This is a genomic window from Nostoc sp. LEGE 12454 (assembly GCF_056620565.1).
This window is the reverse complement of sequence record NZ_JBWQXL010000001.1, coordinates 211021-237618: the sequence shown is the minus strand read 5'-3', so window position 1 is coordinate 237618 and position 26598 is coordinate 211021. Positions and strand designations below refer to the sequence as shown.

Annotated in this window: 23 protein-coding genes; 10 read left to right on the top strand and 13 right to left on the bottom strand. The window is 40.6% G+C overall.

Annotated elements, in window-relative coordinates; translation table 11 throughout:
- Positions 1–95 precede the first annotated feature (95 nt).
- The 5 genes from hpsE (AC1F2U_RS01045) to AC1F2U_RS01025 are packed head-to-tail and all read left to right on the top strand — an operon-like array spanning position 96 to position 4343.
- Positions 96–1064, top strand: a complete 969-nt coding sequence (gene hpsE / locus AC1F2U_RS01045) for a hormogonium polysaccharide biosynthesis glycosyltransferase HpsE (protein ID WP_480259451.1) — start codon at positions 96–98, stop codon at positions 1062–1064.
- A 24-nt stretch (positions 1065–1088) separates the two neighbouring features.
- Complete coding sequence (hpsE, locus tag AC1F2U_RS01040; RefSeq protein ID WP_480259450.1) at positions 1089–2078, top strand: hormogonium polysaccharide biosynthesis glycosyltransferase HpsE; 990 nt, start codon at positions 1089–1091, stop codon at positions 2076–2078.
- Positions 2071–3063: a glycosyltransferase gene (locus tag AC1F2U_RS01035; RefSeq protein ID WP_480259449.1), complete on the top strand. Its 993-nt coding sequence runs from the start codon at positions 2071–2073 to the stop codon at positions 3061–3063. The genes hpsE (AC1F2U_RS01040) and AC1F2U_RS01035 overlap by 8 nt, the downstream gene beginning before the upstream one ends.
- A gap of 27 nt (positions 3064–3090) precedes the next feature.
- Positions 3091–3657, top strand: coding sequence for a pilus assembly FimT family protein (locus AC1F2U_RS01030; RefSeq protein WP_480259448.1), 567 nt, complete (start codon positions 3091–3093; stop codon positions 3655–3657).
- Positions 3658–3689: 32 nt separating this feature from the next.
- Positions 3690–4343 (top strand): TIGR04282 family arsenosugar biosynthesis glycosyltransferase, encoded by a 654-nt coding sequence (locus tag AC1F2U_RS01025; RefSeq protein WP_480259447.1) that lies wholly within the window; start codon positions 3690–3692, stop codon positions 4341–4343.
- A 131-nt stretch (positions 4344–4474) separates the two neighbouring features.
- Here the strand turns inward: AC1F2U_RS01025 and AC1F2U_RS01020 are convergent, their stop codons facing one another.
- Complete coding sequence (locus AC1F2U_RS01020; RefSeq protein ID WP_480259446.1) at positions 4475–5131, bottom strand: NAD(P)H-binding protein; 657 nt, start codon at positions 5129–5131, stop codon at positions 4475–4477.
- 178 nt (positions 5132–5309) lie between these two features.
- Between AC1F2U_RS01020 and AC1F2U_RS01015 the strand changes: the two genes are divergently transcribed.
- A complete protein-coding gene (locus tag AC1F2U_RS01015) occupies positions 5310–5981 on the top strand; it encodes a DUF1997 domain-containing protein (protein ID WP_480259445.1) in 672 nt (223 codons plus the stop codon).
- Positions 5982–6034: 53 nt separating this feature from the next.
- Here the strand turns inward: AC1F2U_RS01015 and AC1F2U_RS01010 are convergent, their stop codons facing one another.
- The gene (locus tag AC1F2U_RS01010; RefSeq protein ID WP_480259444.1) at positions 6035–6505 is read right to left on the bottom strand and encodes a DUF4079 domain-containing protein; all 471 of its coding nucleotides are present in this window, start codon (positions 6503–6505) and stop codon (positions 6035–6037) included.
- 199 nt (positions 6506–6704) lie between these two features.
- Between AC1F2U_RS01010 and AC1F2U_RS01005 the strand changes: the two genes are divergently transcribed.
- Positions 6705–7988 carry an ankyrin repeat domain-containing protein gene (locus tag AC1F2U_RS01005; protein WP_480259443.1) on the top strand — a complete coding sequence of 428 codons (1284 nt, stop codon included), beginning with the start codon at positions 6705–6707 and terminating at the stop codon, positions 7986–7988.
- 573 nt (positions 7989–8561) lie between these two features.
- On the opposite strand, the gene AC1F2U_RS01000 is transcribed toward AC1F2U_RS01005, so the two are convergent.
- The 6 genes from AC1F2U_RS01000 to hpsJ-B all read right to left on the bottom strand — a co-directional run bounded on the left by AC1F2U_RS01000 (position 8562) and on the right by hpsJ-B (position 17750).
- Positions 8562–9953, bottom strand: a complete 1392-nt coding sequence (locus tag AC1F2U_RS01000) for a PP2C family protein-serine/threonine phosphatase (RefSeq protein ID WP_480259442.1) — start codon at positions 9951–9953, stop codon at positions 8562–8564.
- Between the two features lie 1364 nt (positions 9954–11317).
- Positions 11318–12991 carry a signal recognition particle-docking protein FtsY gene (gene ftsY, locus AC1F2U_RS00995; RefSeq protein WP_480259441.1) on the bottom strand — a complete coding sequence of 558 codons (1674 nt, stop codon included), beginning with the start codon at positions 12989–12991 and terminating at the stop codon, positions 11318–11320.
- Positions 12992–13245: 254 nt separating this feature from the next.
- Positions 13246–13887, bottom strand: coding sequence for a transcription antitermination factor NusB (nusB, locus tag AC1F2U_RS00990; RefSeq protein ID WP_292787087.1), 642 nt, complete (start codon positions 13885–13887; stop codon positions 13246–13248).
- A 368-nt stretch (positions 13888–14255) separates the two neighbouring features.
- Entirely contained in the window at positions 14256–15020 is a 765-nt protein-coding gene (locus AC1F2U_RS00985) for a DUF502 domain-containing protein (protein WP_480259440.1), read from the bottom strand.
- 850 nt (positions 15021–15870) lie between these two features.
- Positions 15871–16779: a glycosyltransferase family 2 protein gene (locus tag AC1F2U_RS00980; RefSeq protein ID WP_480259439.1), complete on the bottom strand. Its 909-nt coding sequence runs from the start codon at positions 16777–16779 to the stop codon at positions 15871–15873.
- A 128-nt stretch (positions 16780–16907) separates the two neighbouring features.
- On the bottom strand, positions 16908–17750 hold the full coding sequence (hpsJ-B, locus tag AC1F2U_RS00975) for a hormogonium polysaccharide biosynthesis protein HpsJ (protein ID WP_480259438.1): 843 nt from the start codon (positions 17748–17750) through the stop codon (positions 16908–16910).
- Between the two features lie 754 nt (positions 17751–18504).
- Between hpsJ-B and AC1F2U_RS00970 the strand changes: the two genes are divergently transcribed.
- Positions 18505–19152 carry a glycoside hydrolase family 24 protein gene (locus AC1F2U_RS00970; protein ID WP_480259437.1) on the top strand — a complete coding sequence of 216 codons (648 nt, stop codon included), beginning with the start codon at positions 18505–18507 and terminating at the stop codon, positions 19150–19152.
- A gap of 17 nt (positions 19153–19169) precedes the next feature.
- Here the strand turns inward: AC1F2U_RS00970 and menH are convergent, their stop codons facing one another.
- The 5 genes from menH to metG form a co-directional block, all read right to left on the bottom strand.
- Positions 19170–19988, bottom strand: a complete 819-nt coding sequence (gene menH / locus AC1F2U_RS00965; RefSeq protein ID WP_480259436.1) for a 2-succinyl-6-hydroxy-2,4-cyclohexadiene-1-carboxylate synthase — start codon at positions 19986–19988, stop codon at positions 19170–19172.
- Between the two features lie 229 nt (positions 19989–20217).
- Entirely contained in the window at positions 20218–20619 is a 402-nt protein-coding gene (locus AC1F2U_RS00960) for a metal-sensing transcriptional repressor (protein ID WP_480259435.1), read from the bottom strand.
- Positions 20620–20715: 96 nt separating this feature from the next.
- Positions 20716–21924 (bottom strand): LPS export ABC transporter periplasmic protein LptC, encoded by a 1209-nt coding sequence (gene lptC, locus AC1F2U_RS00955; protein WP_480259434.1) that lies wholly within the window; start codon positions 21922–21924, stop codon positions 20716–20718.
- Positions 21924–22553 carry a LabA-like NYN domain-containing protein gene (locus tag AC1F2U_RS00950; RefSeq protein ID WP_094348455.1) on the bottom strand — a complete coding sequence of 210 codons (630 nt, stop codon included), beginning with the start codon at positions 22551–22553 and terminating at the stop codon, positions 21924–21926. Before AC1F2U_RS00950 ends, lptC begins: the two co-directional genes overlap by 1 nt.
- A 167-nt stretch (positions 22554–22720) precedes the next feature.
- A complete protein-coding gene (gene metG, locus AC1F2U_RS00945) occupies positions 22721–24325 on the bottom strand; it encodes a methionine--tRNA ligase (RefSeq protein WP_480259433.1) in 1605 nt (534 codons plus the stop codon).
- Positions 24326–24705: 380 nt separating this feature from the next.
- Between metG and AC1F2U_RS00940 the strand changes: the two genes are divergently transcribed.
- Both AC1F2U_RS00940 and AC1F2U_RS00935 read left to right on the top strand, forming a co-directional pair.
- On the top strand, positions 24706–25431 hold the full coding sequence (locus AC1F2U_RS00940) for a lysophospholipid acyltransferase family protein (protein WP_480259432.1): 726 nt from the start codon (positions 24706–24708) through the stop codon (positions 25429–25431).
- A 187-nt stretch (positions 25432–25618) separates the two neighbouring features.
- A complete protein-coding gene (locus AC1F2U_RS00935; protein WP_480259431.1) occupies positions 25619–26437 on the top strand; it encodes an alpha/beta fold hydrolase in 819 nt (272 codons plus the stop codon).
- Positions 26438–26598 lie beyond the last annotated feature (161 nt).

Genomic DNA, 26598 nt, shown 5'->3' with positions numbered 1-26598 from the left:
ATTTAAGAGCAAAATTGTAACATACAGTAAGTACAGTTTTTTGATGTATTTTAAGTACCAAAAAAATAACTTTAATAAAATATACTTTTAGTCAAATGATTGGAAATATTGATCTTACTGTAGCTATCCCAACTTATAACGGTGAAAGTCGTTTGCCTGAACTACTAGAACGACTACAAAACCAACTTCACACCGAAAATTTATCTTGGGAAATTATAGTTGTAGACAATAACAGCACTGATAATACAGCTAAAGTTGTTCAAACCTATCAACAAGATTGGCGATGCCCTTACCCTTTAAAGTATTGCTTTGAACCAAAACAAGGTGCAGCTTATGCGCGAAAAAGGGCAGTTGCAGAAGCGAAAGGTAGACTCATAGGTTTTCTAGATGATGACAACTACCCAGTATCAAATTGGGTATCAGCAGCTTATACTTTTGGGGACAAATATCCGAAAGCGGGAGCTTATGGCAGCCAAATTCATCCTGACTGGGAAGTAGAACCACCTGAAAATTTTCAGCGAATTGCTCCATTCTTGGCAATTACAGAGCGAGGTAATTTACCACTATTATATGAAGCGGCTAAAAAATTGCTACCACCATCTGCCGGACTTGTTGTCCGTAAACAAGCCTGGTTAGAAAGTGTACCAGATAAGCCTATTTTAACTGGGAGAGTTAAAGGCAGTATGCTTACCAGTGAAGACTTAGAAATGTTGTCTTATATCCAAAAAGCAGGATGGGAAGTTTGGTATAACCCAGAAATGGAAATTTTTCACAAAATACCAAAATTTCGTTTGCAAAAAGATTATTTAATTCCATTTTTTCGAGGTATTGGACTTAGCCGTTATGTAACTAGAATGGTTAATGTCAAACAGATATATAGACCATTTGCTTTTTTAGCTTATCTGATAAATGACCTGCGTAAAATTATTTTACATTTACTGAAATATCGAACTGTCCTGAAAACTGATTTAGTAGCTGCTTGCGAAATGCAACTATTTTTAAGCAGTTTTATTAGTCCTTTTTATCTCTGGAAAAATGGCTATTTAACTAAAAAATATAATTAGAAATTAGTATTTTATTTAATTTATATGAATATGGAAAAATTGGATTTTACGGTAGCTATCCCTACATACAATGGCGCAAAACGTTTACCTAAAGTTTTAGATTTGCTACTCAATCAGACAGGTATAGAAAGCCTAAATTGGGAAGTTATTATTATTGACAATAATAGTAAAGATGAGACTAATCAAGTAGCTGATTATTACCAAAAAAAATTTAATCAAAATTTTAAATTGAGGTATTTTCAAGAAAAACAACAGGGAATAGCATTTGCAAGAATGCGGGCTATCAAGGAGGCTAGAGGTGAGTTTATTGCATTCATAGATGATGATAATCTCCCAGCCTCTGATTGGGTTTTTCAGTCTTATAATTTTGGGAAAGAGCATCCTCAATCTGGTGCCTGGAGTGGTCAAATTCACGGTGATTTTGAAGTAAGCCCCCCAAAAGATTTTACAAGAATTCAAGCCTTTCTAGCTATCAGGGAACATGGACTACAACCATATTTATTTGATGCAGATAATTTAAGGCTTCCTCCAGGTGCTGCGTTGGTTGTTCGTAAGCAAGCTTGGTGTGAAAGTGTTCCTGAAGAATTGGTTTTTAAAGGTAGACTGAGTAAATTGATGGTTGGCGGAGATGATACAGAAGCTCTCTTATACTTACACAAAGCAGGTTGGGAAATCTGGTATAATCCTGCAATGCATATCAATCATCAAATTCCACATTGGCGGTTAGAAAAAGATTACTTACTAGTGCTAGCGCGTGGTTGTGGTCTGTGTATTTTCCAGCTACGCTTAATCAATGCTAAAAATTGGCAAAAACCAATAGTTGCGATCAAAACTATATTGGGAAGTTTACACCGATTATTAAAACATATTATTAAGTATCGAGGTCAATTAAAAAGCAATTTAATTGCACTTTTTGAAATTAATTTTTACTGGGCTAGTATGCTCAGTCCTTTTTATTCTTTAAAATGGAGGATAGATAAACTTTTAGAAAATACAACTATAGAAAATGAGTAACTCAACTTTAACTACAATATTTATTTCTGTAATTATACCAGCTTATAATAGCGAAAAAACCATTATTGAAACAGTTCAATCTGTCTTAAACCAAACTTTTAAGGATTTTGAATTGATTATAATAAATGATGGTTCACAAGACTCAACTTTAGATGTTATTACAGAAATTAAAGATCCCAGAATAAGAGTATTTTCTTACCCTAATGCTGGCGGAAATGTAAGTCGTAACCGAGGGTTAAACCATGCAGTTGGAGAATTTATTAGTTTCTTAGATGCAGATGATCTTTGGACACCTGATAAGCTTCAGTGCCAATTAAAGTCTTTGCAAGAAAATCTTACTGCAAAAGTTGCTTACAGTTGGACTGATTATATCGATGAAAATAGTGAAATAGTACTCTCTGGTACACACGTTACAGTCAATGGAGACGTTTATGAAAATTTATTAGTGACAAATTTTTTGGAGAATGGCTCCAATCCTTTAATTCGTAGAGAAGCTTTAATCGAATTAGGTGGATTTGATGAATATCTATGTGCTGCTCAAGATTGGGATATGTGGCTGCGATTGGCCTGTAAATTTGATTTTATATGCGTACCATCTCCACAAATTCTATATCGTATAAGTGCTAATTCAGTTTCTTCCAATCTTGTTAGGCAAGAGAAAGCTTGCTTGCAGGTGCTTGAGAGAGCATATAAGGAAAGGTCTTTAGAACTTAATAATATTCGGAATCTAAGTTTGGCAAATTTATACAAATACCTAACATGCAAAGCCTTACAAAAGCCCTTTAATCGACAAAAAGGTTTAACTGCGGCTAAATTTTTATGGAATTATGTTCTGAATGACTCTTCAAGACTTAAGCGTATAACTTTCACTTTAAAACTATTATTAAAAATTCTCATAATCCTTTTAATGCCTAGGTTGCTCGACAGTATTACTAACCAGCGCAAAGTAAGAAGCCAAAAAGCTGAAACATTGTTCAACACCTAGGTAGCTGAAAAACGACCAGAAGAAAAAATGGATAGCCTGGTGCATCTACTATCGCTAGCTTATGCAAAAACACTCTTGAAAAATAAGCACTCTAACAGTGGTTTTACCTTACCAGAGTTGTTAATAGTTATTGTATTGATTGGTATATTGGCTACGCTGGTAATACCCAACTGGCTAGCTTTTGTGGAGACTCGCCGTCTCAACACTGCTCAAAACGAAGTCTATTATGCTATGCGCCAAGCTCAAAGGCAAGCCACCAAGGATAAATTGACTTGGCAAGCCAGCTTTCGTGAACAAAACGGTATCGTTCAATGGGCGGTTCATCCTGCTACAGTAAACCCATCTAACGCTAACTGGAATAATTTAGATGCCAATGTTCGCTTAGATTCTGAGACAAACTTTCAATCATCACTCAGTACTGTACAAGAAGTTAGATTTGACTACAGAGGTAATGCTAAAGATTTAGGACGGATCGCGCTATCGATTAAGTCTGGCGGTAAAACTAAGCGTTGTGTGATTGTTTCTACGATTTTAGGAGCAATGCGAATGGGTAAAGATAATGCGATAGCTAAAGACAATAAGTATTGCTATTAAGATATTATTAGTTCATTCAAACAAGGTATTTTGTGCTGAACTTACCAGCAAGCCCAAAACAGCACCTGATTATTTTCACCCGTTATCCAGAACCAGGTAGGACAAAAACCCGATTGATTCCTGCTTTGGGAAGTGTTGGTGCTGCCAATCTTCAACGGGAAATGACTGAGCATACAATATTTAAGGTTCAAGAATTGCAAAAAGCCATTGACATATCTGTGGAAGTGCGTTTTGCAGGTGGCGATTCGCAACTTATGCAAGATTGGCTGGGGTTGGATTTGGTTTACCAGTCTCAAGGTGAAGGGGATCTAGGTTCGCGGATGGCGCGATCGCTTTTTGATGCTTTTCAATCTGGTGCAGAAAAAGTAATTATCATTGGTACAGATTGTCCTGGAGTGAATGCTCAGATTTTAGCAACAGCCTTTGAGAAGTTACACGCTTTTGACCTCGTACTTGGCCCTGCGCTCGATGGTGGATATTACTTAATTGCTTTGCGCCAACCCATCCCGGAGCTATTCGTTAACATCGAGTGGGGAACTGCTCAAGTATTCCAGAAAACCGTGGATATTGCCCAGAAACTTAGTTTGTCATACGTGGACTTGTTACCCTTAGCTGATGTTGACCGACCGGAGGATCTGCCGATTTGGGAACAAGCCCTTGCAGGGAAAATAGAGCGATCGCTTTAAGGAGCAAAATCAAGGGGCGAATTGAAAAAGTGCGTAGGCAGAGCCATAGGAATCACTTTTCCATAAATATGTGAGCCGATAATCTTGGGGATGAGAATTAAGAGACAGAAGCAATAAAATCCTGTGGAATATCAGCACTGCTGAAATAGCTCCTTAAAGCTTTTTGAGACTGCTTCAGGTTTAGCAACAATTTCGACAATTTTATTGCGTGCATCTGCTTCAAACAGCGCCTCAACAGCAACTTGGGCGACTTTTTGTCTGGGGATGCTACCATCAAACAGTGTATCTGCACTCTGCATCACGATGCGGTCGGAGTTGTCTTCATTTTTCAACCCCCCAGGCCGGACAATTGTATAAGTAAGACCGCTTTTCTGAATATACTCTTCAGCTTGTTTTTTCCACAACAAAATTAGCCAAAATAAGTTCAGCGGATGAAAAAGCCGGGAAGTACACAAAGAAGAAACTAAGATAAGATGCTCAATTCCCTTTGCCTTAGCAGCATCTACTAAATTTTTAGTCCCTTCAAAATCCACTTTATAGGGGCCAGTGGGATCAAAGCTAGGTTTTGCCCCAGTCGCAACCAACAGAACTGTGCTATCCCCCAAGGCAGCAGTTAAACTTTCTGGTTGTAACACATCGCCTACCACTAATACGGCTTCAGGAGACAGAATACCCTTAGCTTTCTCTATATCCCGCACCAAGGCTCGGACGGGAATATTCCGCGCTATCAATTCTTGCACAATCCGGCGACCTGTTTCACCTGTTGCCCCTGCTACAAATGCTTTCATGATAAATGCTATCCTGGGAAACTATTGTGTGCTTGTTCAGTTCTTTATTTTAGTAATTCTATGGAGTCGATCGCAGATTCATGAGGTTTCGGTCAAAATGGGATCTGAATGCGAAATGACCCAGGTGTGTGGGGAATCATTAATATAGACTAACGCCAAAATATACAGTAATGCATTTATGCTTTCAAGAAAAGGCGAATATAAATCCTGGGAAATAACAGAAGCAGTTTTACCTGTAGCCTCCAGCCAAGAAGCCGAGGACACATTAACAGAACCAAATGTAGCGACGCTGACAAAATTTTACGGTCGTTATCAAGATTTTATGGAAATGGCTGCCCCAGTAGAGAAGGTTGCTGAGTATCTCAATGCTCATGCTTCATGGTTTTCGCGCTGCGCTGAACCCATGAAGGTACAATCACTTGGGGAAAATGGCTATGCTTTAACAATTGGTCGTTTTGGTTCTTTTGGTTATGAAGTAGAACCTAAAATAGGTTTGGAATTATTGCCCCCAGAGGAGGGTATTTACCGCATCCGTACAATTCCCATTCCTGACTACCAACCGCCTGGTTATGACGTAGACTATCGCGCATCTCTAGAGTTAAAAGAAACCGATGTTTCCACTAGCATTGGTAAGGTTACAAGAGTTGAATGGGAATTGGATTTAATAGTTTATCTTCACTTTCCCCGGTTTATTCAGCGATTACCCAAGTCTATAATTCAATCTACAGGCGATCGCTTACTTAATCAAATTGTCCGCCAAGTCTCCCGCCGCTTAACTCGCAAAGTTCAGGAAGATTTTCATAAATCTTTGGAAATACCTTTTCCTGCTAATTTTAAGCAAAAGCGTTGAGTCAATAGTCAGTTAACAGTTATCAGGCTGTTAACTGACTATTAACTTACAGACTATGCTTGAGTGAGAATTCTTTGGACAATTTGCACCCCAGTAACAGCCTGCCAAGCAAAAAGTCCCAAAAGGGTGAAATTTATTAAAATGTGAGTTGCACGCGCCCAATTTGCCCCTTTCTGCATATAAGGGGACAAAGCAGCAGAAAATGCAATTAAACTTGTCATGCCAAGTCCTGCCAGCAGGTGAGGCGCGACAAATAACTTACCATTATTGATGTAAGTGACAGCCATCCCACCGATCGCACCTGCCACCATCAAAGCTAGGAGTATAGAACCGATTTGGTAGTGTCTGACGTTATATCTACCTTTAATCAGTTCTTTCTTTTCTTCTCCCTGAGCATTTCTGGTACGCTGTAATTGCAGCCCCAAATAGGCAGCATAAATTGAGAGTACTAATAGCGCCCACATGAGCACCGGGTGGAAGAAGTTCAGCCAATATTTCACCGACGTAGAAAGTTCCAGACTCATCGTGTTCTCGCCTAATTAATTATTAAATATTTATAAAAATTAGCATAACTCTATTTTCTGTGCTTAATGTTGCACAAATTATAAAGAGACCTTGCATATCCCTAACTATTTTCCTTCACCCTCTTGCCAAAGTGGATAAACAATCTCAGACTAAATTTTGAGGGTAGACGAACAAAACCCCGTGTGTGGGATCTCATTCATGACTGAAAACAACGATACTTTGCTGCTCAAAGCTGCTAAAAGTGGCGATATAAAGAGGCTACATGCGCTACTGGCTGCTGGTGCGAGGGTGGACGCGTGCGATCGCCAAGGCACTACGGCATTAATGTTTGCTGCCAATTTAGGCTACACCGAAATTGTGCGATCGCTGCTCGATGCTGGGGCAAATATCAACTTGCCCAGAAAAGTCTATGGTTTAACGGCTTTGATGTTGGCGGCTAGTGCCAAACAGCTTGACATTTTGCAACTTTTACTATCTAAAGGTGCAGATGTCAATGCCACTAATGAAGATGGCAGTACAGCATTAATGGCAGCAGTCCTCAAAGGTTATGTCGATGTAGTGCGAGTTTTATTGGCTGCTGGTGCCCAAGTTAATATCGCTGATAAAGATAATGATACGGCGTTGAAACTTGCCGTTAAGCAGGGAAAAATAGAAGTTTTACAAACAATTCTCCAAACTGGTGTCGATGTCAATATTCCAGATGAGGAGGGTGAGACACTTTTAATGCTAGCGGCAGACTTGGGACATTTGGAGATTGTGGAAGCACTGCTAGCAGCAGGGGCTGATGTGAATGTGAAAAACGCTGATGGTGGAACTGCCCTATCGGCAGCAGCAGCGGCTGGACACAGTGCGATCGCAGCAGCTTTACTAGATCGAGGTGCCCAGATTAATCTTCAAGATAGAGATGGTGAAACTGCCTTACACCTTGCCGTTGTGGAAGGCTACATTGATGTCGTGCAAATATTACTTAACAAGGGTGCAGATGTCCAAATTAGCAACCACCTGGGCGATACACCACTGCTTGTAGCAGCATTGCAGGGACATAGCCAAATTGTCGAGGCACTGCTACGTTCTGGCGGAGATATAAATGGGAAAAATCTTGGTGAAGTTCCTTTGACGTTGGCTGCATCACAAGGACACACCCAAACGGTACAAGTGTTGTTAGACTATGGTGCTGATGTCAACATTCCTGGGGATGATGGCAAAACTGCTTTAATTAAGGCAACTGAACGCAAACACAAAGAGATCGTACATTTGCTGCTAACAAAGGGGGCAGATGTGAATTTTCAAGACTCAGCGAGGGCCACATCATTAATGTGGGCTGCTTCAGCAGGTTATGGCGAAATTGTACAGTTATTACTCCAAGCTGGGGCAGATGTGAATTTGAAAAACCGAGGCGGTTATACTGCTTTGATGATTGCAGAATTTAATGGTTATAAGAATGTGGTACGGAGTCTGCAAAAAGCTGGGGCACAAGAATAGCCATCTAAATTCTTCATCTAAAATATTTTCAGAAATATCTTGACCAATAATTAAATGAAAGCTAGATGCTTCAATACTAAGGAAGTTTAAAAAAACCAAATTTAGGACGAATAAACAAAGAAAGCAAAACTCCGTCGTAGCTGTTGTGAACTTGCTACGGCGGAGAAAGAAAAATTAAAACGCCAAAAGGGAGCAGACCAAATGCTTGCGTCACAAGGATAGAAAGAAAGCAAAAATGAAGAAGTAAATTTACCTTTTACTTTTTACCTTGTACATTTTACCTTTTACCTGCTCTCCCCCTTGGCGTTTCCTACTGTGCTAGATGTGCAAAATATATAGTTTTTAATTGAACAGAAAAGTATTCTAACGATCATTTTTTATGTATTATCCTAAAGGCTAAATACAAACAAGTTCCCAAAAAAGGTTGATGTGCAAGCATTTGGGCGATCGCTATGAAAATTAAAAGAAAAATAAATAAAAAATTAAATTTAGTGTAATCACTGTGGTGAATCCTCTGTCACCATAAACTCAAGCATTGACTAATGGACTCGATCGAGTATAAATAGCCAATGATTATAAGATTTGCAGAACAACTAGTGTCATATCATCAGTATTTTGTTTATCAGCACCGATGAATTGCTGAACTTGGTCAAATAGGTAATCCACAATTTCCTCTGGCCCATTGCAGTATTTACAAGCAGTATTGAAGCCAGCAACAAAATTGTCTTCATCGAAGCGATCGCCACCAGCAGCAGCGGCATCAGTCAAGCCATCTGTATAGTAGATAATTGTATCTCCAGGCTCTAGCTGTGCCTGAGCATCTTCATATTGGCTGTTAGCATCCAAACCAATTAACATTCCCAAAGTATCTAAACGGGTGACAGTTTTTGTCGCTGCGTGCCACCACAAGGGAGGATTGTGTGCCGCATTGCTATAAGACAGAATTCGGCTGTGGGGATTATATTCTGAGTAAAATAGCGTTACAAAGCGGTGGGAATTTTCCAAATCCGCATACATAACTCTATTTAAGTTTTGTAGAATTCCGGCTGGGGAATTACCATGTAGCACTTCTCCCCGTAGCATTCCCCGCATCATCGTCATAATTAGCCCAGCGGGGACACCTTTGCCCATGACATCTCCAATAACCAAACCCCAGCGACTAGTTTCGCTGCCACCTTTGATCTTGGGCTGAATCTTATTATGATTGGTAGCAATAAAGTCGTAGTAGTCTCCGCCGACGCGATTGGCAGGTTTACAGCGTGCCGCTAGGACTGCACCGGGAATTGTCGGGCATTGACGTGGTAGAAGTCGCCGTTGGATTTCTGCGCCAATTTCTAGTTCTTGGTCTAAGCGTTCTTTTTTTCTTAGTTCTACAGCTAGTTCATCGTTTTCGATCGCTACTGCTGTTTGGTCTGCCACTAACCTAACTAACTTTTGCCTGGTTTCTGTCCAACTATATTCTGGATCGCGGCTCAAGACATAGAGCCATCCTCGTTCTGTATGCTTTACCAGAATCGCCGTACCAAAGATTTGCACATCTGGACCCAAATAGCGATGCATTTGGTCATCCAAAATCCCCGTGGCATTCGCTAGGGGGGCAGTATTGGGCAAAAGTGTGATTTGACTACTGGCTATTTCTAGCGCTTTGCGGATATTCTTGCGCTGGCCACTATCTTGCCAATGTAACTGTTCTAACCTGACTTGACCATTAGGTTTGTAGAGAAACAGGGCGCTACCGTCTGCATCTGTCACTCTTGTTGCCATCAGCGGAATCAGTTCCAAAAACTGATTCAAATTATTGAAACTTCTCAGGGCAAATCCTAAAGAACTTAGCAAATCTTGAATTTTGTTCTGTTCCCGGTGCAACCTTGCCACGAGTTCTTTGAGTGCCACGACTGGTGTGACATCCGTCGCGGCACTACTACTATTATCAGTGGGTTGAGAGGGCAGTTGAGACACAGGCACGGGTATTATTGCACTTTATATTGGCAGATTTTAGATTAGTTATAAATCTTTTGGCTTTGGCATTGCTAAACCATATTTAGGCAAGACTTGCCATTTTAGCAAGAGTATAAAGACGTAACAGGCAAATTTTATAAGTATTTTATTTGCTTATTGTCTTTTTGATGGAATATTAATAATTTCAAATCATGTATTTTTAGTCCAAATTCTACCCGTAAAAATTACTAGTTTTGCTGATATATCAGAAAGTTTTTCATTTTTTCATAACTTAATTACCAAAGCATATCTCTAAAGTCATAAAAATACTTTATTCAAAGAATAATTTATAACGTTCTCAGAGAGACTTTTTGGGCAGAAGTAACTAGAAGACTAGAAGTCTTTTGAGTAAAAACCTCTATAAGCGCTCAAATCGAGCTTGATTTGCTCAAAAACAGAACTACACTCGTTCCCAAACCTGAGAATATTGTTAAGAAGTTTTCAAATACTTAATTTGTATACCATAAATGCTCGGATAATCGCCAAGATTGAGCTTTTCCATTTTTAATTTCTCGTTTTGTGAATTTTGAGTTGCTGAATACGCAAAATTTAAATCCATCAAAACTGGATAAAAGTGAAGTAACTCGATCTTCTTAGTCAGAGGTAACAGAGTTAAACCATTAGCCTGTAATTTATTCTAGGGGTGAGTCATTTGGTAAGTGTAAGATATGAATAGAAGAGATGACACTAAAAATAGAAGAAATATCTTCTAAGAACTTTAAGTCAAAAGCCAGAAAGAGTGTTTTCATTTAACCATCAGAATTCCAACCTCTCAATAGACGTTGCACGAGTAAGTCGCCATAGCCAACACCAAACACCTATGGAGGAATAAACCTCCCGCAGCGCTGAAATCACCCGCGCTGGTTCCCCAATGCACTGCTCACCATTGGGACTGCTGTCTATCCCACAATAGAGTTGTATATTGTGGGCGTGAGCGTCTCGATTCCCTTTTCAATTGCTGCAAGATGAAAGTCTAGGGGATTTTCTATGTCGCAACTAAATACCGTGCTGCTACATTTAAAAAGCCCATTTCAGACTTCAAAAAGGGCATTAGCTAGAAATTTTAGCAAAAGTCACCTATTTATTGTGACAAATTCATAATTTTAGGACTTGAGCTGTTTCTAGTTAGTTCAAGTGATAATACCAGATCGGTCATCCCTAAATTTATCAGTTTTAGGACTTACGCAAAAATAGCTAAAAAGCTTAATTTATCGAACCTCCTTCTCTGTCAGAGGCTGACGCTAACGCGCAGTGTCTCCCAGAGAAGAATCATACAGTATTGCGTAAGTCCTAAGTCTGTTAAGAAAAATTTTTCACTCGAAATTTTTCAACTAACCACTCAAGAGAGCTTCGACAAACTCATAGCTCGAAAAGGGGCGGAGGTCTTCAATTCCTTCACCAGCACCAATAAAGCGAATGGGTAAACCTAGCTGCTGCACAACGGCAAGGGCAACGCCGCCTTTAGCAGTACCATCTAGCTTGGTTAAGACAACACCACTGAGTTGAGCAGCTTGAGAAAAAACTTCAGCTTGCCGCAGTCCATTTTGGCCTAAAGTAGCATCTAGAACCAAAAGAGATTCTACTTTGGCATTTGGGGCTTTTTTATCGATAATTCGCCGGATTTTACCGAGTTCGTCCATTAAATTTTTCTTGTTTTGCAGTCGCCCAGCTGTATCTACCAGAAGCAATTCGGTTTGACGCGCTTGGGCGGCTGCGATCGCATCAAATACAACTGCTGCTGGATCTGTATTCTTTCCCGGATTAGCAATTACATCCACACCACTTCTACTACCCCAAACCTTCACCTGTTCGACAGCAGCGGCGCGGAAGGTGTCTGCTGCCCCAATCAAGCATTTATAGCCAGATTTTTGTCCCAGGTGGGCAATTTTGCCAATAGTGGTGGTTTTACCGGCACCATTTACCCCAGTGATTAACCAAATGTTTAAGGTTTCTTTTTCTGGAGTAAAAGTAGTTTTGTGGGAGGTTTTGTTTGGTGCATCCAGCATATCCCGAAGGATTTTTTTCAGGAAAGCGATCGCTTCTTCAGGTGCGGTAACTTCTTCTCGCAATTTTGTCTGTAAGGCATTGATAATAAAGTCTGTCGCTTCTACACCCACATCAGCTTGCAAAAGCAATGCCTCAATTTCTGTCACAGCAGCTTGGTTTAGCGGCCCTTGACCAACGATCGCCTTCAGTTGATTGAGAATACTACGGCGAGTTTTGTCTAACCCTTGCCGGAGCTTTTTCAGCCAGGTAATTTCTTCAATAGAAACGTCTTCTGCACTCCTACCTTGAGCTGCTAGAACTTTCGCTGACCAGACAAACCCATCATCAAATAGCAGTCCGGGAATTTCCTCTCCTGTTTCTGAGGTTGTCGCTACTGGCTGTACTACCTCCGGTTCTGGAACTTCAATGGCGGTGGCTATTAGTTGTTCTAGCTTGGCTTGCCGTTCTGCCGCCGCCCGTTCTAAAAAGGATAAGTTAGCTGATGCTGTTGGCTGTGTTGCCTCTGGCGTAGCTAGTGGTTCGGTGGGTGTTAGTTCAACTTCGCTTGCCGTGAGTTCTATGGTGGAAACATCTGGCTGTTCAGCAATTGCTGCCACTGAAGAATCTTCTGTAATTTCTTCCTGACTAGCAGCTTGGATAACTTCTGGCTGTGCTGTTTCTACGGTTGTATTAGCAGCTTGCTCAGTTGCTTCTGGTTCAGCTATTTCCGCAGTTACCGTTTCTACGGTTTCAGGTTGTATTGATGGTGCTAAGGTATCTGCTGGATCGGGTGGAGTTTCTACTACCTCGACTTGCTGTTTTTGCTGAATATTTTTGTAGGCAGCTTTTGCAAATGCCAATAAGTCTGCCGTTGTGTCTGGTGTAGTTTCAGCAGTTGGTGTTGAGGTTTCGGCTGGCTCTGGTTGGGGTTCTTTTACAGGAGGAGTTTCTTCCTGTTTCTTATCAGAGGGAGTGTTAGAGGAATCGTTATGTTGACGACGGAACCAATTAAAAACCATTGCAGCAGTATTGTTTATATGAGTTATGAGTTATGAATTATGAGTTTAATTTAACTTTGCACTTTTTCTTGGGGTGAAAACTTCCGAGTTATCCTCACCTTTCAACGCCAGTTTAAGGAAAATCGTGACAATAGAGAGTTTTTTGCGATCGCGCAGCGTCTCACTTTGAGTGAAGTTTCGCTTGGAGGAAGCCGCAGAAGCGGCTACAGATTTTTCTCCACAGCAGTATAAAAATTATTAATTCCGCAGCGGTACTACGCAGTTTTTTTCTGCTCAGTGACTCGGCGCAAAACACCGTTAATAAACCGATGACCATCGTCTCCACTGTAGCGTTTGGCTAGCTCCACGGCTTCGTTGATGGCGATACTGTCTGGAACTCCTAAGAACTTCATTTCTGCAACCGCGATTTGCAAGATATCGCGGTCAATTTGGGCGAGACGAGTTACTTGCCAATCTACTAAGGCAGCAGAAATTAGTTCATCTATAATGTGTCGATTTTCGTTGACGGTAATCACAAGCTCTTTAGCGTAATTCCGAACTCCCTTATCCTGATTAGCTAACTGAATCAATACTGGGAAATCAACAGCTGTACCCAACTGATTGATTGCTGTCTGGGTGCAAGCGATCGCTTCTTGAAGCATTGTTCTGGCAGTATTGAGGTCGGAGGCCCGAGTTTGGCTACTTAAGAGGCGATCGTTACTGCGTTGCAGTTCACCTGCGGCATTATCGAGGGTATCTTGTACTTCTGAGGTCAGAGTGCGTACTGCACCTAGTACCAACTTGGATACTAGTTGGTCGTCTTCCAATTTATCTAATTTCTTTGGGTTGACTGGCAATTGGCTAAGGCTTAAAAGCGCCAATTCACGAGCAATTTGCTGGGGTTTACGAGGTTGCATAAAACTGAGGGGTGATTGTGCGAGAACTGAATTTACTAGGCAAGACAAACTTATAAGCCTATCAATTTTGGCACAGTTAAACAACAACATTACGCATTTGCTTGTGACTATGCCAGATTGATTTCAAAGAGGCAGAGGGCATGATAGCGCAGCGTTAGCGAGTCCGCGTACTCTTACAGAGAAGCAAGCTACGCGTAGCGTCTCGCAGAGAGCGTCGGCAGGAGAAATACACTCCTATGTCTCTTGCCGCAACCAAGGCTTTTCTTGGAGTTTAAGTCAAGATCGCCAAAATCTCCGAGTTAGTGGCTTGGAATTCGATGGGGTGCGATCTGCTATTCTTTATTCCAACCTCCTGCCTCCTGTCTTGTTCACGTTTCTTCAACGGGAATAACCTGCTGCTCGATCTCTTTGTGTTTCACTTCCAATGTGGACTCGTTGGAAAAAACCAAAGGCGTATTGGGGGCGACAATGCCACCTGATACAACTATTTTAAAGGCGTCTTCAATCGACATGGAAAGGTTCACCACCTCGTCTTCAGGAACGACTGCGTACCATCCGGTAGTCGGATTTGGGGTGGTGGGGATAAAAACACTTAGCACGGGGCGAGATATCTGGGCTTGGATATCACTGCTGATTGCACCAGTAACAAAAGCGATCGCCCAAATTCCTCGGCGAGGATACTCTACCAAAATTACCCGGCGAAACTTGCCATTAGAATCTTTTAATATTGTTTCTAAAAGCTGTTTGAGAGTTTTGTATACCTGTCCTGCTAAAGGAATTGCTTGTAATAATCGCTCACCAAAATCTAACAACCATCGTCCAGCTATATTCCGAGCCATCAAGCCCATCAGCAATATACTTAGTAAAGGTACAGCTAACCCTACTAATAAATTAAGTACATTTACTAAAGCTGGGTTTAACCCATCAAAGGGATTCAATTGTTTAGGAATTTGGGTGAGGAAGTTGATTACCCAAGTCGCAATGGTAATTGTCAGCCAGATAGTGGTTGCTAGGGGAATTATTACCAACAAACCAGCAATCAGGTCGTTTTTTAAATCCTGTTTTAGGCGATCGATTACCAAGCCCCGATTCTCCTGTTTTAAGCTAGAGGAACTTTTGTTATTCGTATCCATACCAGCAGATTCGTCAAATTCCGAAGGCTTTAACTTTGGCAGATTCTGCCGCAAGTAACTGTCTAAAACGTTAGCAAGTTTCCTGCTGCTGGAAATCAGCTATTTTCCTATAAGCATACACATAGACATTAACCAATCCGATGGCGACTGGTTATTCTTAGAGGATGTTAGGACTTACGCACTTTACACATTGACCATTATGTGAGAAGTCAGCTTGTTAAACGAAAAGTCTTATCCTGCCTCGTTCCCAGGCTCTGCCTGGGAATTCGATCGAGTAGGCAGAGCCTACTTGTTTGACGGGAGGCAGAGCCTCCCATAAGAGCATTACAAAGGCAGAGCCTTGTAACGAGAGGTACTCCACAGTTGGCTGTCTTTGTCAATGCGTAAGTTCTAGATGTTACTTTTATTTATAAAATTTGTAAATAATTGTTGCAAGTTCTTGGCTATTATTAATCTAGCGCGCTTAATCAAAAGCTGCTCATGATTGTGAAAGTACTATAGGGTAAACTAATAAATTATTTTATCTGGTCAGTCACTCACTTTTGAGCAGGAGTGGCTTTTATGAAAATGTTCTGTTAAAAATATTAATTTGTTAGGGATTTCCAAGAAATAAATTATCCATCTTGTGGGTGAGTATTCTGCCCGTCCTGAATATAGAAGCGATGGGGACAATCATTTCCCTAGAAAATTTGAGATGTTTTTGATTTAGAAGTCTCTTTTATCTAGTCTTGAATCATGAAAAACAAGATCCCCGACAACTTTTACGAAGTCAGGAATCTGTGTAGCACATCTGTGTGCCCTATGATTTTGCGATCGCTATACAGGAAATTCTTCTAATCTCCAGCTATCTTCACGCCGCATCAACATGTGTAGTTTCAGAATCCGCGCCCTGCAACTGTTGCGTACTCTCTTGTACCAAAATTGCTGTTGTATCTAAATTAGGTTTTGGTAGATACTTCATTTCCCAGACTTTGAGCAAAATCAGGTATTCGTAGAAAGCCTGCAATGTACACCAAGCGACTCCGGCGCGTCCATCTAAGCATCCGCCTAAGATAAAATACATATATATAAACCGTAGCAACGGTCTGGCGGGCAAACGTAAAGATAAATCCTTCAAGGCACGCCGTCTTTCGACTTCAGATTTGCCAAAGAATAAATCTTGCCAGTTCACCTTTCCCTGTTCTAACTGATACAATGTTTCTTGAGCTTCATCCGTAGAATAACGGTTGTGTTTGTCAATCCAGCGGCTCAAACCTTTGCTACAAGTGTAGTGTGGGTATGTTTCTTTTAAAAAGCTAGTTGCACCCTCACAAACTTCTCGCTCAGTATGACCGTAGTCTGTAAACCACACTTTCCCGTGGCGGAAGAGTCGCATTTGGTAACGGGGATACTGTGTGCTGTAGCGAATCCAGCGATTCATGAACATGACGCGTTCAGCCACGTAGTAACCGATGTAGTCTGGATTCTGACTTGCCTTTTCGCATTCCGCAAACAGTTCTGGTGTCATACGCTCGTCAGCTTCGAGGATATAAACCCATTGATGCTTTGGGGGTATAGACTCTAACATCCAGGTACGCTGGCGTCCGTGGCTTTCAAAAGCGTGTTGGACAACGCGGATGGGATAACGACTGGCGATTTCCACAGTGCGATCGCTACTGCATGAATCCACAACAATGATGTCATCTGATAACATCGCCGATTCGATACAAGCAGCAATATCTAGTTCTTCGTTATATGTCAGTATGTAAATTGAGAACATTACTCAAGTTTTATAGGGATTTTACTCAGCGATAATTGTCTTGTTATTAGTTAGTTAGCTATTAGACGCATGGCAGTATCAGCCGTCAATAATTTTTGGATACGTCCTACTGCCATGCCAATAGTGGATTAGCGTGCGGCAGTTCTAGGTTTACCACCTTGTACAGCACCCCTACCTCTTAAGCTTGTCCAGCCGATGATAATGTAACCAATAGACAATAGCAAACTGCTAATACCAATCCGCAGTCCAGATTTCCAAGCAGTATCTTTAGCTTGTTGCAGTGCTTCGTCTCGGCGCTGGCGAACTTGGCTCAGTTGTTGAGTTTGCAGCGTTTGAACATCTGTTTGTTGTTCGATAGCTTTGTCAAGTACTTGGGGATTTGTTTTAGCCTTCTTGAGTAACTCTTTGATATTTGCAGGAATTTGAGGGCTTTCAATTGCTTGCTTATATTTTTGGTCATCTTTGAGGATTTCACTAAACTGAGCTTTGGTTTGGTTTCGCAGTTGGTCTAGTTGCGCTTTTCCTTGTTCAGTATTCAGTTGTGCTTGCAATTGCGATAACCGAGTGTTTAGTTGAGTTTCTGCCTGATCTGCTTCTTGGGTAATTCGGTTGAGTGTTTGAGTCTTGGCTTGATTGACGTTATTTAGGTGCAAGGGAAAAATCAGCAAGAACATCAATCCTAAAATACTGGAGATAATCGCGGCGGGAAATCTTAAATCGATACCTTGGGGGCGATCGCTTGCTGGATCGGCATTCTCAATCCAATAGGCAGCAAACAGAAGCCCCAAACCGACTAGAGGAACAATTCCTCGATCGACGAGCGCTGTTCCCAAATTGATTTGCCATACCCGATCGGTGGGTTGAAAGGGTAACAACAGAATCAAAAAGTCAACGAAAAAGGACAAAATGCAGATTATTCCAACTACCTTAAGTGTGAGAGCAGTAGTCACGGAAGTAAAACGGTTAACCATAGTTTTTCAAACTGGTGGAGAATACGAGTGATTTTCATATTTCAAGCTACTTGAATATTGTGCCCATGACTATGACTATTGTGTAAAAACACAAAGCAGATTCAATATTGGTAAAGGCTATCTGCCTCTTGGTTTTCAACTAGCCCACAGTAACATTTGTTATCTCCAGTGTCTTCAGGAAAATCCTGGTATTTTAAGATACAAATTTGATGCGGGGCTAGAGGAACAGACTCGTTAATTACCCAATCTCCCTGATTGCATTTCTCAATCGGTCGTAATACAGACCTTTTGTAGTGCTTCACAGATGTGCATCGGTATCAACTGAAATAAAAACCTTTGCAATGAGGTTGTATAGACTTATCGCCAGATTTGAGCAAGGAAGCAATGATTACTGAGATCAGATGCTACTATAAGCAATTGAGTTTATACTTGAGCGGGATTTTTGGGAGTATCTCGCTTGCTATACTTACAGTAGTTTTCTTTTGCATAAAGTAGAAAGGTACGGGTTTTGAGGCAGGAGTTAGAAACTTTTTATATTGCAAACTCCGGTATTTATACTCTTTTTTGTTAATTCCTAAAAAAATGAGCAAATCGGAAATAATAACTAACAATCAAATGTGAATTTTACTGGAATCAGTTCGTCGGTGATTTTTGTTAGCAAAAAGAGTGAATTTGAAGGAGTCAGACTCTGAAAGGCTTTGAATTCAAAGGTGTTGAAAAACTTATCGGTCCAATAGCCGCGCTTCTCGGCTTTGTGTATTTGTTGCAATGGTATATTGGAGACTTGCGATCGCCTTCCGATCCCATCTTTGAAAATAAACAGCCGCCTTTGGTGATGAAAGAGGGCGACCCTTATATCCGCGCTTTAATGCGAACCATCTCGGCAAGTGAGGCTAGTGGAAACCGTCCCTATTCGCTGTTATATGGTGGGCAGCAAGTCAACGACCTTAGCCGACATCCTGAGATATGCGTCACAATTGTCACAGGCCCCAATACAGGTAATTGTTCTACCGCTGCTGGCAGATATCAAATTATCAACATTACTTGGTATCGTTTAGCCCCTCTTTATCACCCAAAGCCGATGCGAATGATGTTTTGGACTACTTATAGTTTTGAAGCAGAATATCAAGATATAGTAGTTTACCGTTGGTTAAATGATTCTAAAGTTTGGGGAACTAATATTTCGCAACTGTTACATCAGGGAAAGTTAAATGATGTATTGCGGCGACTATCTCCCACTTGGACAAGTCTAGGATATGGCATAGAAACTAATTCTGTTAGTAACTCTTTGCCCAAGGTTTACCAAAAAATGTTGCAAGAAGAATTGACCGCAGTTAAACAACCAACATCCCCGAATTTGCCACCATCCCCAACTCCTTCTAGCAAGGCAGTGAAGAAGTAGTGAGGTTATCTTAATTTTTAATTTGCTGCGGACAAAAAACTTTTGATATTTTCCACAAATGCCAAGGTATTTTCAAAGTGGATATTATGCCCAGCATTGCTAATTATTTTTATTTGAGCAAATTCACATATTTTAGCTATTTCTGTATTAATAGATATAAATTTTTGATCGTATTCACCGACTAGTAAAAGTATGGGAATTGTATTTAATTGTAGCTTTTCCCATAAAGAAGGCTGACATCCAGTACCCATAAAGCGCAGTGATTTATCTAATTCCTGTGGATTGTTCTGCAACCGACTTTCTACCATGCGATCGTATTCTGGATGATTTTTTATATCACCAAAAATCGGCTGATTGTACCAATTTGATAGAAAAGCAGCAAAATCGCTTTTTTCAAAATATCTTGTTAATTTTCTACCTATTTGTGTATCAAGTTTAATCCGTTCTAATCGTTCTGTTGTTGTTGGTAAACCTGGGGAAGCTGACTCTAGCAGAACTTTATAAAAACGTTCTGGAAAATTCAGGGCTAGGTATAAAGCCAATCTTCCACCCATTGAATAACCAACTAAAAAGCATTTGGCAATTTTTAACTCATCTAGTAAGTTGATTAAAGCATGAGCAGTGTTTGCCATTGTATAGTATTCATCCTCACCCAAAACTTTGGTTTTGCCATGTCCGGGAAGATCCAGTGTTAAATAGGAAAATTCTTTAAATAGTAATTTTATGGCTTCATCAAATTCATCAATGTTACCCATGAAGCCATGCAAAAAAAGAATTAGTGGTTTATCTATAGTGTTAATTAAAGAATAATGAAATTGATAATTTTCTAAGATCATAGTCTAGGCAAAAATCATCATTACACAGCATATTATCTGATGGAATAATTTTTTCCCTCGTTGCCTCTTAGAAAAAGTGAAGAAAGGAAAGTCTATAAAAATAGATTGTCTACCAGTTGGCAATATGATGTCGCTGGAGTGAATGTCAGGATGCACTATGGAATTTTAATGCATCGCTGCTAGTGCATCACTAATTGTGCTGACGCATTTTAGATGATTTTTCTTATTTTTAAGGTAAAAATCGATCTAAAGCAGCCTTTAACTGTTTAATTTCAACATCAATATTACCCTCTTGTGCGGCTCTAGCAATACACTCAGTTAAATGTTCATCCAAAACAATTCGTGCTACCCGATCCAATGCGCCCCGCACTGCGGCAATTTGCAGTAGAACATCAGGACAAGGGCTATTTTGCTCCACCATTGTCTTAATACCACGAACATGTCCTTCTATACGCGATAATCGATTAACAATTCGCCGTAAAGACTCTTCGCTATGGATATGGGGATGAGCCAAGTCTCCAGTCCCATGAGTACCATCTGTATGCTCGTGGTCTGTATCGTGATAGTGGGAATGTTCTGCTTGCTGGGATGTTGGCAAGGATTTCTTACCTAATCGGTTTGATCCATTCATGGGCTATCAAAAGGCTTGTATTACTAAGATCCTAGTCTAGTACTCAACCAACCCAAAACTTATGGGTGAAGGCAGGCCCCATTCACCCTAACTTTACTACTGACGATTGGCTTTTTCTTGAGGAATAATCTCCGTTACTACCCTACCGCTAGAACTGCCACCTTTGACAACAATATTTTCTGTTTGCAGATTACCAACTGCTGTTTCACCCACAAAATTTAATGGTGGGTCAACTTGCCGATAAACAACATTTCCCTGAGCTTCAACTAACTTATTATCTAAATACCAAGTTAGTGTATTGGATCTTAGAGACTGGCGACGCTGACCAACTGCGTTGACGTTACCTTTTAAATAAACGGTTTTTTGCGGTATTTTCATTTCACCTTGATTGGCTGTCACAGTGACATTTTCGGCACGCTGGAACATTCGCGTAGGTGAGTTTGTAGTGACAGTTTCTGCGTTCATGTTCCAGGTCATAGAATTACTAGATATTTGCATTGGTGGGTCTAGTAATTCTAGTTGAGCATTCTTTTGGACAGTGGCAATTTTTGTTTTTAAGTTGACTTCGGCAGAATTTCCTTTACCGCGATCGCTAATTTTATTATCTTTGTAACGGTCAATTTCTAGGGGGCGATCGCCAATCAGTTTTTCTTCTTTAATATTCCAGATTAAATGTTCAGTTCTCACTTGCATCTGGGGATCGATAGAATTTGCTACCACTCCTCCAGAAAATTCCATCCGCTGTTCGCGGGTTTTTACTCGCACTTCCTGCGCTACTGCTTGTAGTTTTTTATGGGTGCCGTTAATCTTGTTACGAACAATCAACAAATCTTCTTTAGGACGCCATTCTAATTCATTACCTTGCAACACAATCCCATTACTAGGATCTGTGGCAAATATCTTACCTTTAAGAAACAACTGCTTCCCATCTTGTTCAATGTCTGCTACATCTGCCTTGATTTGGTAAACAATTTTACCATCTTGATATAGTTCACCATAAGGACTTTCCGCCTGGCCAATTTGTTTTTCTTTGGTGTATTGTGCGGTTTTAGCCCTGACTTTCCAAATTGGTCTTCCCACTTCATCTGCTTGTTCTAGGGTGACATCAAAGAAAGTCAAATTGCTATCTTTATTAGATGAATCCGCAGTATTTTGTTGGGAATCTGGCGGGGATTTCCCCCCGCAGGCGACTAAACCAAATACCAAGAAAAAGGTCAAAGGAAAAATAAGAAAGGAGGGAGTGGAGGAGAAAATTTGAATTTTTCTCTTTCCCCATCTCCCTCTTTTATGAAATTGATACGCCATTATTCTTGGATTTCTAGGTGTCCATCACTAGTTCTGGGGTCTTCCAAAAAACCGATCCCAGATAATGGGCGGTATGGATAGCTTTGGCGAGGAGTTTTTTGAATATCTTCTTTGATGGCTTCTAAATCAATGTAGCGATCGCTTACATTAATTAAGCTGTCGCTGGTCATCGAACGCAAGCTCACAACTTCTACCCGCACGCCACGATAGCTGACTGAATTGACCGCATAAGCCAAATCCCCATCACCGCTAACTAAAACTGCGGTATCATAAGAATCTACAAGTGCCATCATGTCTACTGCTATTTCTACATCCAGGTTAGCTTTTTTAGAGCCATCTGGTAGCTGGACTAAATCCTTAGCAATGACTCGATAGCCATTGCGACGCATCCAGAGCAAAAACCCCTGTTGCTTCTCGTTTGTCCGATCTACACCAGTGTAGAAAAAAGAACGCAGTAATCTAGAACCTCCAGTTAATCGACACAATAGCTTCGTGTAATCGATTTCAATCCCTAATTGCAATGCAGCGTAAAATAAATTTGAGCCATCAATAAATATGGCGACCCTACCCCGATTCTCTAAAACTTGTTCTGGCGTAAATATTGAATCGTTTTCCAAATTATTCAACATCGTTGTGATACCTCAATTTTTATCCCTGTTATTTTTGATACAAATTACCAACTTTTAGATGCTAGTCACAGCGGCTTATGATAATGTTCCGCGGCTAATTTAAATTGAGCCACGATAAATTTTGTGAGAAAATAAAAAAATTGAACAAAATCAGAGTTTGATAAGGACTAATCGTTTTTCGGGGGTTCTATTCGTTTAAAAATCGGTTGGGGTGTACCCAATTGTTGTTTGCTCGATAGTAGTCCCCATTTAGCATGGATGGCAAAAGGAGCGGTAACTGAACTTTGTTTTTGATCGTTAAAATTTATTCTGAAGCCTAGCTGCTGATAAATATCGCTACTAATGTTCGGAATAATTGGGGATAGCAGATAAGCTGCTAGTCTAACTGATTCTAAAACTGCGTAGAGAACCTTTTCCACCGATTCCTGCTGTCCCTGTTTATATAATGACCAAGGAGCTTGTTCATCAATAAATTTATTACTGGCTTGCGCCAGTGAAAGGATAGCCTCACAAGCTTGACTGAAAGCTAGCTCCTGGTATGCTTGTTTCACCTGTTCCCCTAGACGTAAACCAATGGCTTTCAAAGGATTTTCGTCAGGAATCGCTTCATTGCCGATTGATGGTACTTTATTCTCAGCACAGTATTTTTTCACCATGCTCAAAGTACGATTGAGCAAATTGCCTAATTTATCTGCTAAATCTGCATTCAGAGAATTAATGAACCTAACTTCATTAAAATCTCCATCCTTGCCAAATTCGATTTCCTTAAGGAAGTAATAACGAACGGCATCACTACCATAGCTTTTAACTAATGCCACAGGATCGAGGGTGTTACCCAGACTTTTGCCCATCTTTAGACCGTCTTTAGTCAAAAAGCCATGCCCAAAGACTTTCTCTGGCAAGGGTAAGCCAGCCGACAACAGCATTGCTGGCCAGTAAACTGCATGGAAGCGTAGAATATCTTTACCAATTAAGTGCAAGTTAATCGGCCACCATGTTTCTAAAGCATTTGCTAAAGTCGGTTCTGCATCTGGTTCTAGTAATGCTGTGACATAGCCTAGCAGCGCATCAAACCAGACATAGAGAGTGTGCTTGGGATCGACTGGTACGGGAAAACCCCAATCTAAATTCACTCGTGAAATGGAAAAGTCTTGCAGTCCTTGATTGACAAAGCTGAGAACTTCATTGCGCCGACTTTCTGGTTGAATAAAATCCGGTTTAGATTGATAAAATTCTGTCAGCTTACTTTGATATTTGGATAAGCGGAAAAAATAGTTTTGTTCGTCTCGCCACTCCACTTCTTTGTTAGTATGAATTGGGCAACGGTGTCCTTCTAGTAGATCCCGTTCTTCTTTGAATTCTTCGCAGGAAACGCAGTACCAGCCTTGTTGTTGTCCCTGGTAAATATCACCAGATTCCCAGACTCGCTCAAAGAATTCTTTAACGATCGCTTGATGATGAGGCGCAGTAGTCCGACTAAAGCGATCGTATTGAATATCTAATAATTGCCATAAACTCACGAAACTAGGGACAATTTCATCGCAAAATTCTTGTGGCGCTTTCCCTAAACTTTCTGCCGAGCGCTGAATTTTTTGCCCATGTTCATCTGTACCTGTAATTAGTAATACTTGATGTCCCAGTAATCTCTGAAATCGCGCCACTACATCGGCTGCGATCGTCGTGTAAGCACTGCCTATATGAGGGACATCGTTTACATAATATAGGGGTGTGGTCAGCGCAAATGTCAATTCTTTTTTATTCACTAGATTCATACAAAATAAAAATTAACTTATTAAAACGTTTTACATCTTAGCTTTTATCGGCAAAACCAGGTAATTATACAATATTATTACCATTTTCTCCAATAACATCTTCCATACTAGCAAGTTTATCAAGTCCAGAATTGTTTTTTAATATGCATCAATTAAACTCATTTTTACCTAAAAAATGGAAATTAACTAATCATAATTTTTTCGAATAGTTTCTATTAGATATTATTGTGATCGAGAATACATAATCGAGAAGACAGAAAATCTAATTACTTTTGTAGATTAGATATTTCTATCTTAAGACGGTCATGGCAATAGTAAAGAAATGTAAAAATTAAATTAAGACAATTTGCCATATTTACCGGAAAATATATTGATTAGGTATGAGTGGAAATAGCCCCCTAGAGGTTTCTCGCGCTTTGGTGGCGGCATTCTCAACGCAAATGTTCCGCTATTACGAAGACCGCATTCCCCAGGATGCGAGCGTCTTGGTAGTCAGCAATCACCGCAGCTTTATGGATGCACTGATTTTAATGGCAGCGTTATCGAGTCCGATTCGCTTTGCTTGCCATCACTACATGGGACAAGTTCCGGTCATGCGGGAGATTGTCACCGGTCAATTGGGGTGTTTTCCTTTGGAAGAAACTCAAAACCGCCAGCAAAGCTTTTTTTCGCAGTCACAATTGCTATTGCAGTCTAAGCAGATGGTGGGAGTATTTCCAGAAGGGACTGCACCAATGGTGAAATTTACTCAGCCAAGCCAGGTAGGTGAGTTTCAGAGGGGATTTGCCCATTTGGCATTACGAGCGAATGTGCCGGATTTAGCTATTTTGCCGATCGCGATCGCTTCCTTAGAAGAAGTAAACACCAATGGCTTTCCATTAAGACTTTTGAGTGTATTCGACCCTTCAGAACCTTTATTTAATCAAAATGGTTGGCATCCCTTGGTAATTTATCGTCGAGTTGCGGTGTTAATCGGTCGTCCTTATTGGATTACGCCCCAACATCATAAAAAATATCATGGCAAACAGGCCAGAACTGTTGTGGCTGAACTGACAGAACACTGTCAGGGCGAAATTAGCAATTTACTGCGTCAAGGTTGCTATTAGAGCCATTTGATTTGGACTTCGGCTCCGCTCAGTCGAACAATTTTGGATTGTCTGCACAACTTTGAGTAGCTTGTTCCGAGACTTTTTTGTTTTTGCTCAAAAGTACCGAAGCTCATAAAAGCAACAATTCGCAGTCCAAAAGTTTTATACCATTGACCAATGACCAATGACCAATGACTAATGACCAATGACTATTACAGAAGTTGAGCTAAACCCTTGTTTCCTGACTCCTAAACGAGTGCAGCCAGAGTATCCGCTTTTGGTATATTTGCCAGGAATGGATGGAACTGGTCAACTATTACGATCGCAAACCGCAGGATTAGAAACTGGCTTTGATGTGCGCTCTTTGGCGCTCCCCCGGAAAGACCTTAACACTTGGGATGCCCTAACTAAGAGTGTATTGGACTTGATCGACGCCGAATTAGAAAAAAGCTCTCAGAGGTCAGTTTACTTGTGTGGCGAGTCCTTTGGTGGTTGCTTGGCAATGAAAGTAGCAATCCAAGCACCCGATTTATTTAAGCGAATTATCATAATTAACCCAGCTTCGTCCTTTCATCTTCGCCCTTGGTTAAGTTGGGCATCCCAGCTAACTTACTTAGTGCCAACAGGATTATATGATATTGGCGCACTAGGCTTGTTGCCATTTTTAGCATCTTTGTCACGCATTTCTCGGAGCGATCGCCACGATTTGCTAAAAACGATGCGTTCTGTACCGGCAGAAACCGTTCTTTGGCGGTTGTCTTTACTGCGAGAGTTTGATATTGATGAGGAAAAGTTAAGGCGTTTAACTCAACCAGTTTTGTTGATTGCTGGTGCTAGCGATCGTCTTTTGCCTTCTGTAAGCGAAGTGAACCGGATAGGGAAAATCTTACCAAATAACAAGATTGTAGTGTTGCCCAATTGCGGACACGCTTGTTTGCTAGAGCAAGATACTAATCTCTATGAAATTCTTAAAGATAACGATTTTTTAGAAAGTAAAGCTGACATGGATAAAGTTCAAAACTAATCATTATTCCTCTGAATAAATTTACGTCGTGTATCTTCACCAACCTGTTTATTAATTCAAAGTGGTGAAGGTCGATCAGAATGAGATTCAGTTGGTCTTTGCCACTAATTGCGGGTAATTGATAAAACAAGATTGCAAATAAAAGTGAGCGTTCTGACTCT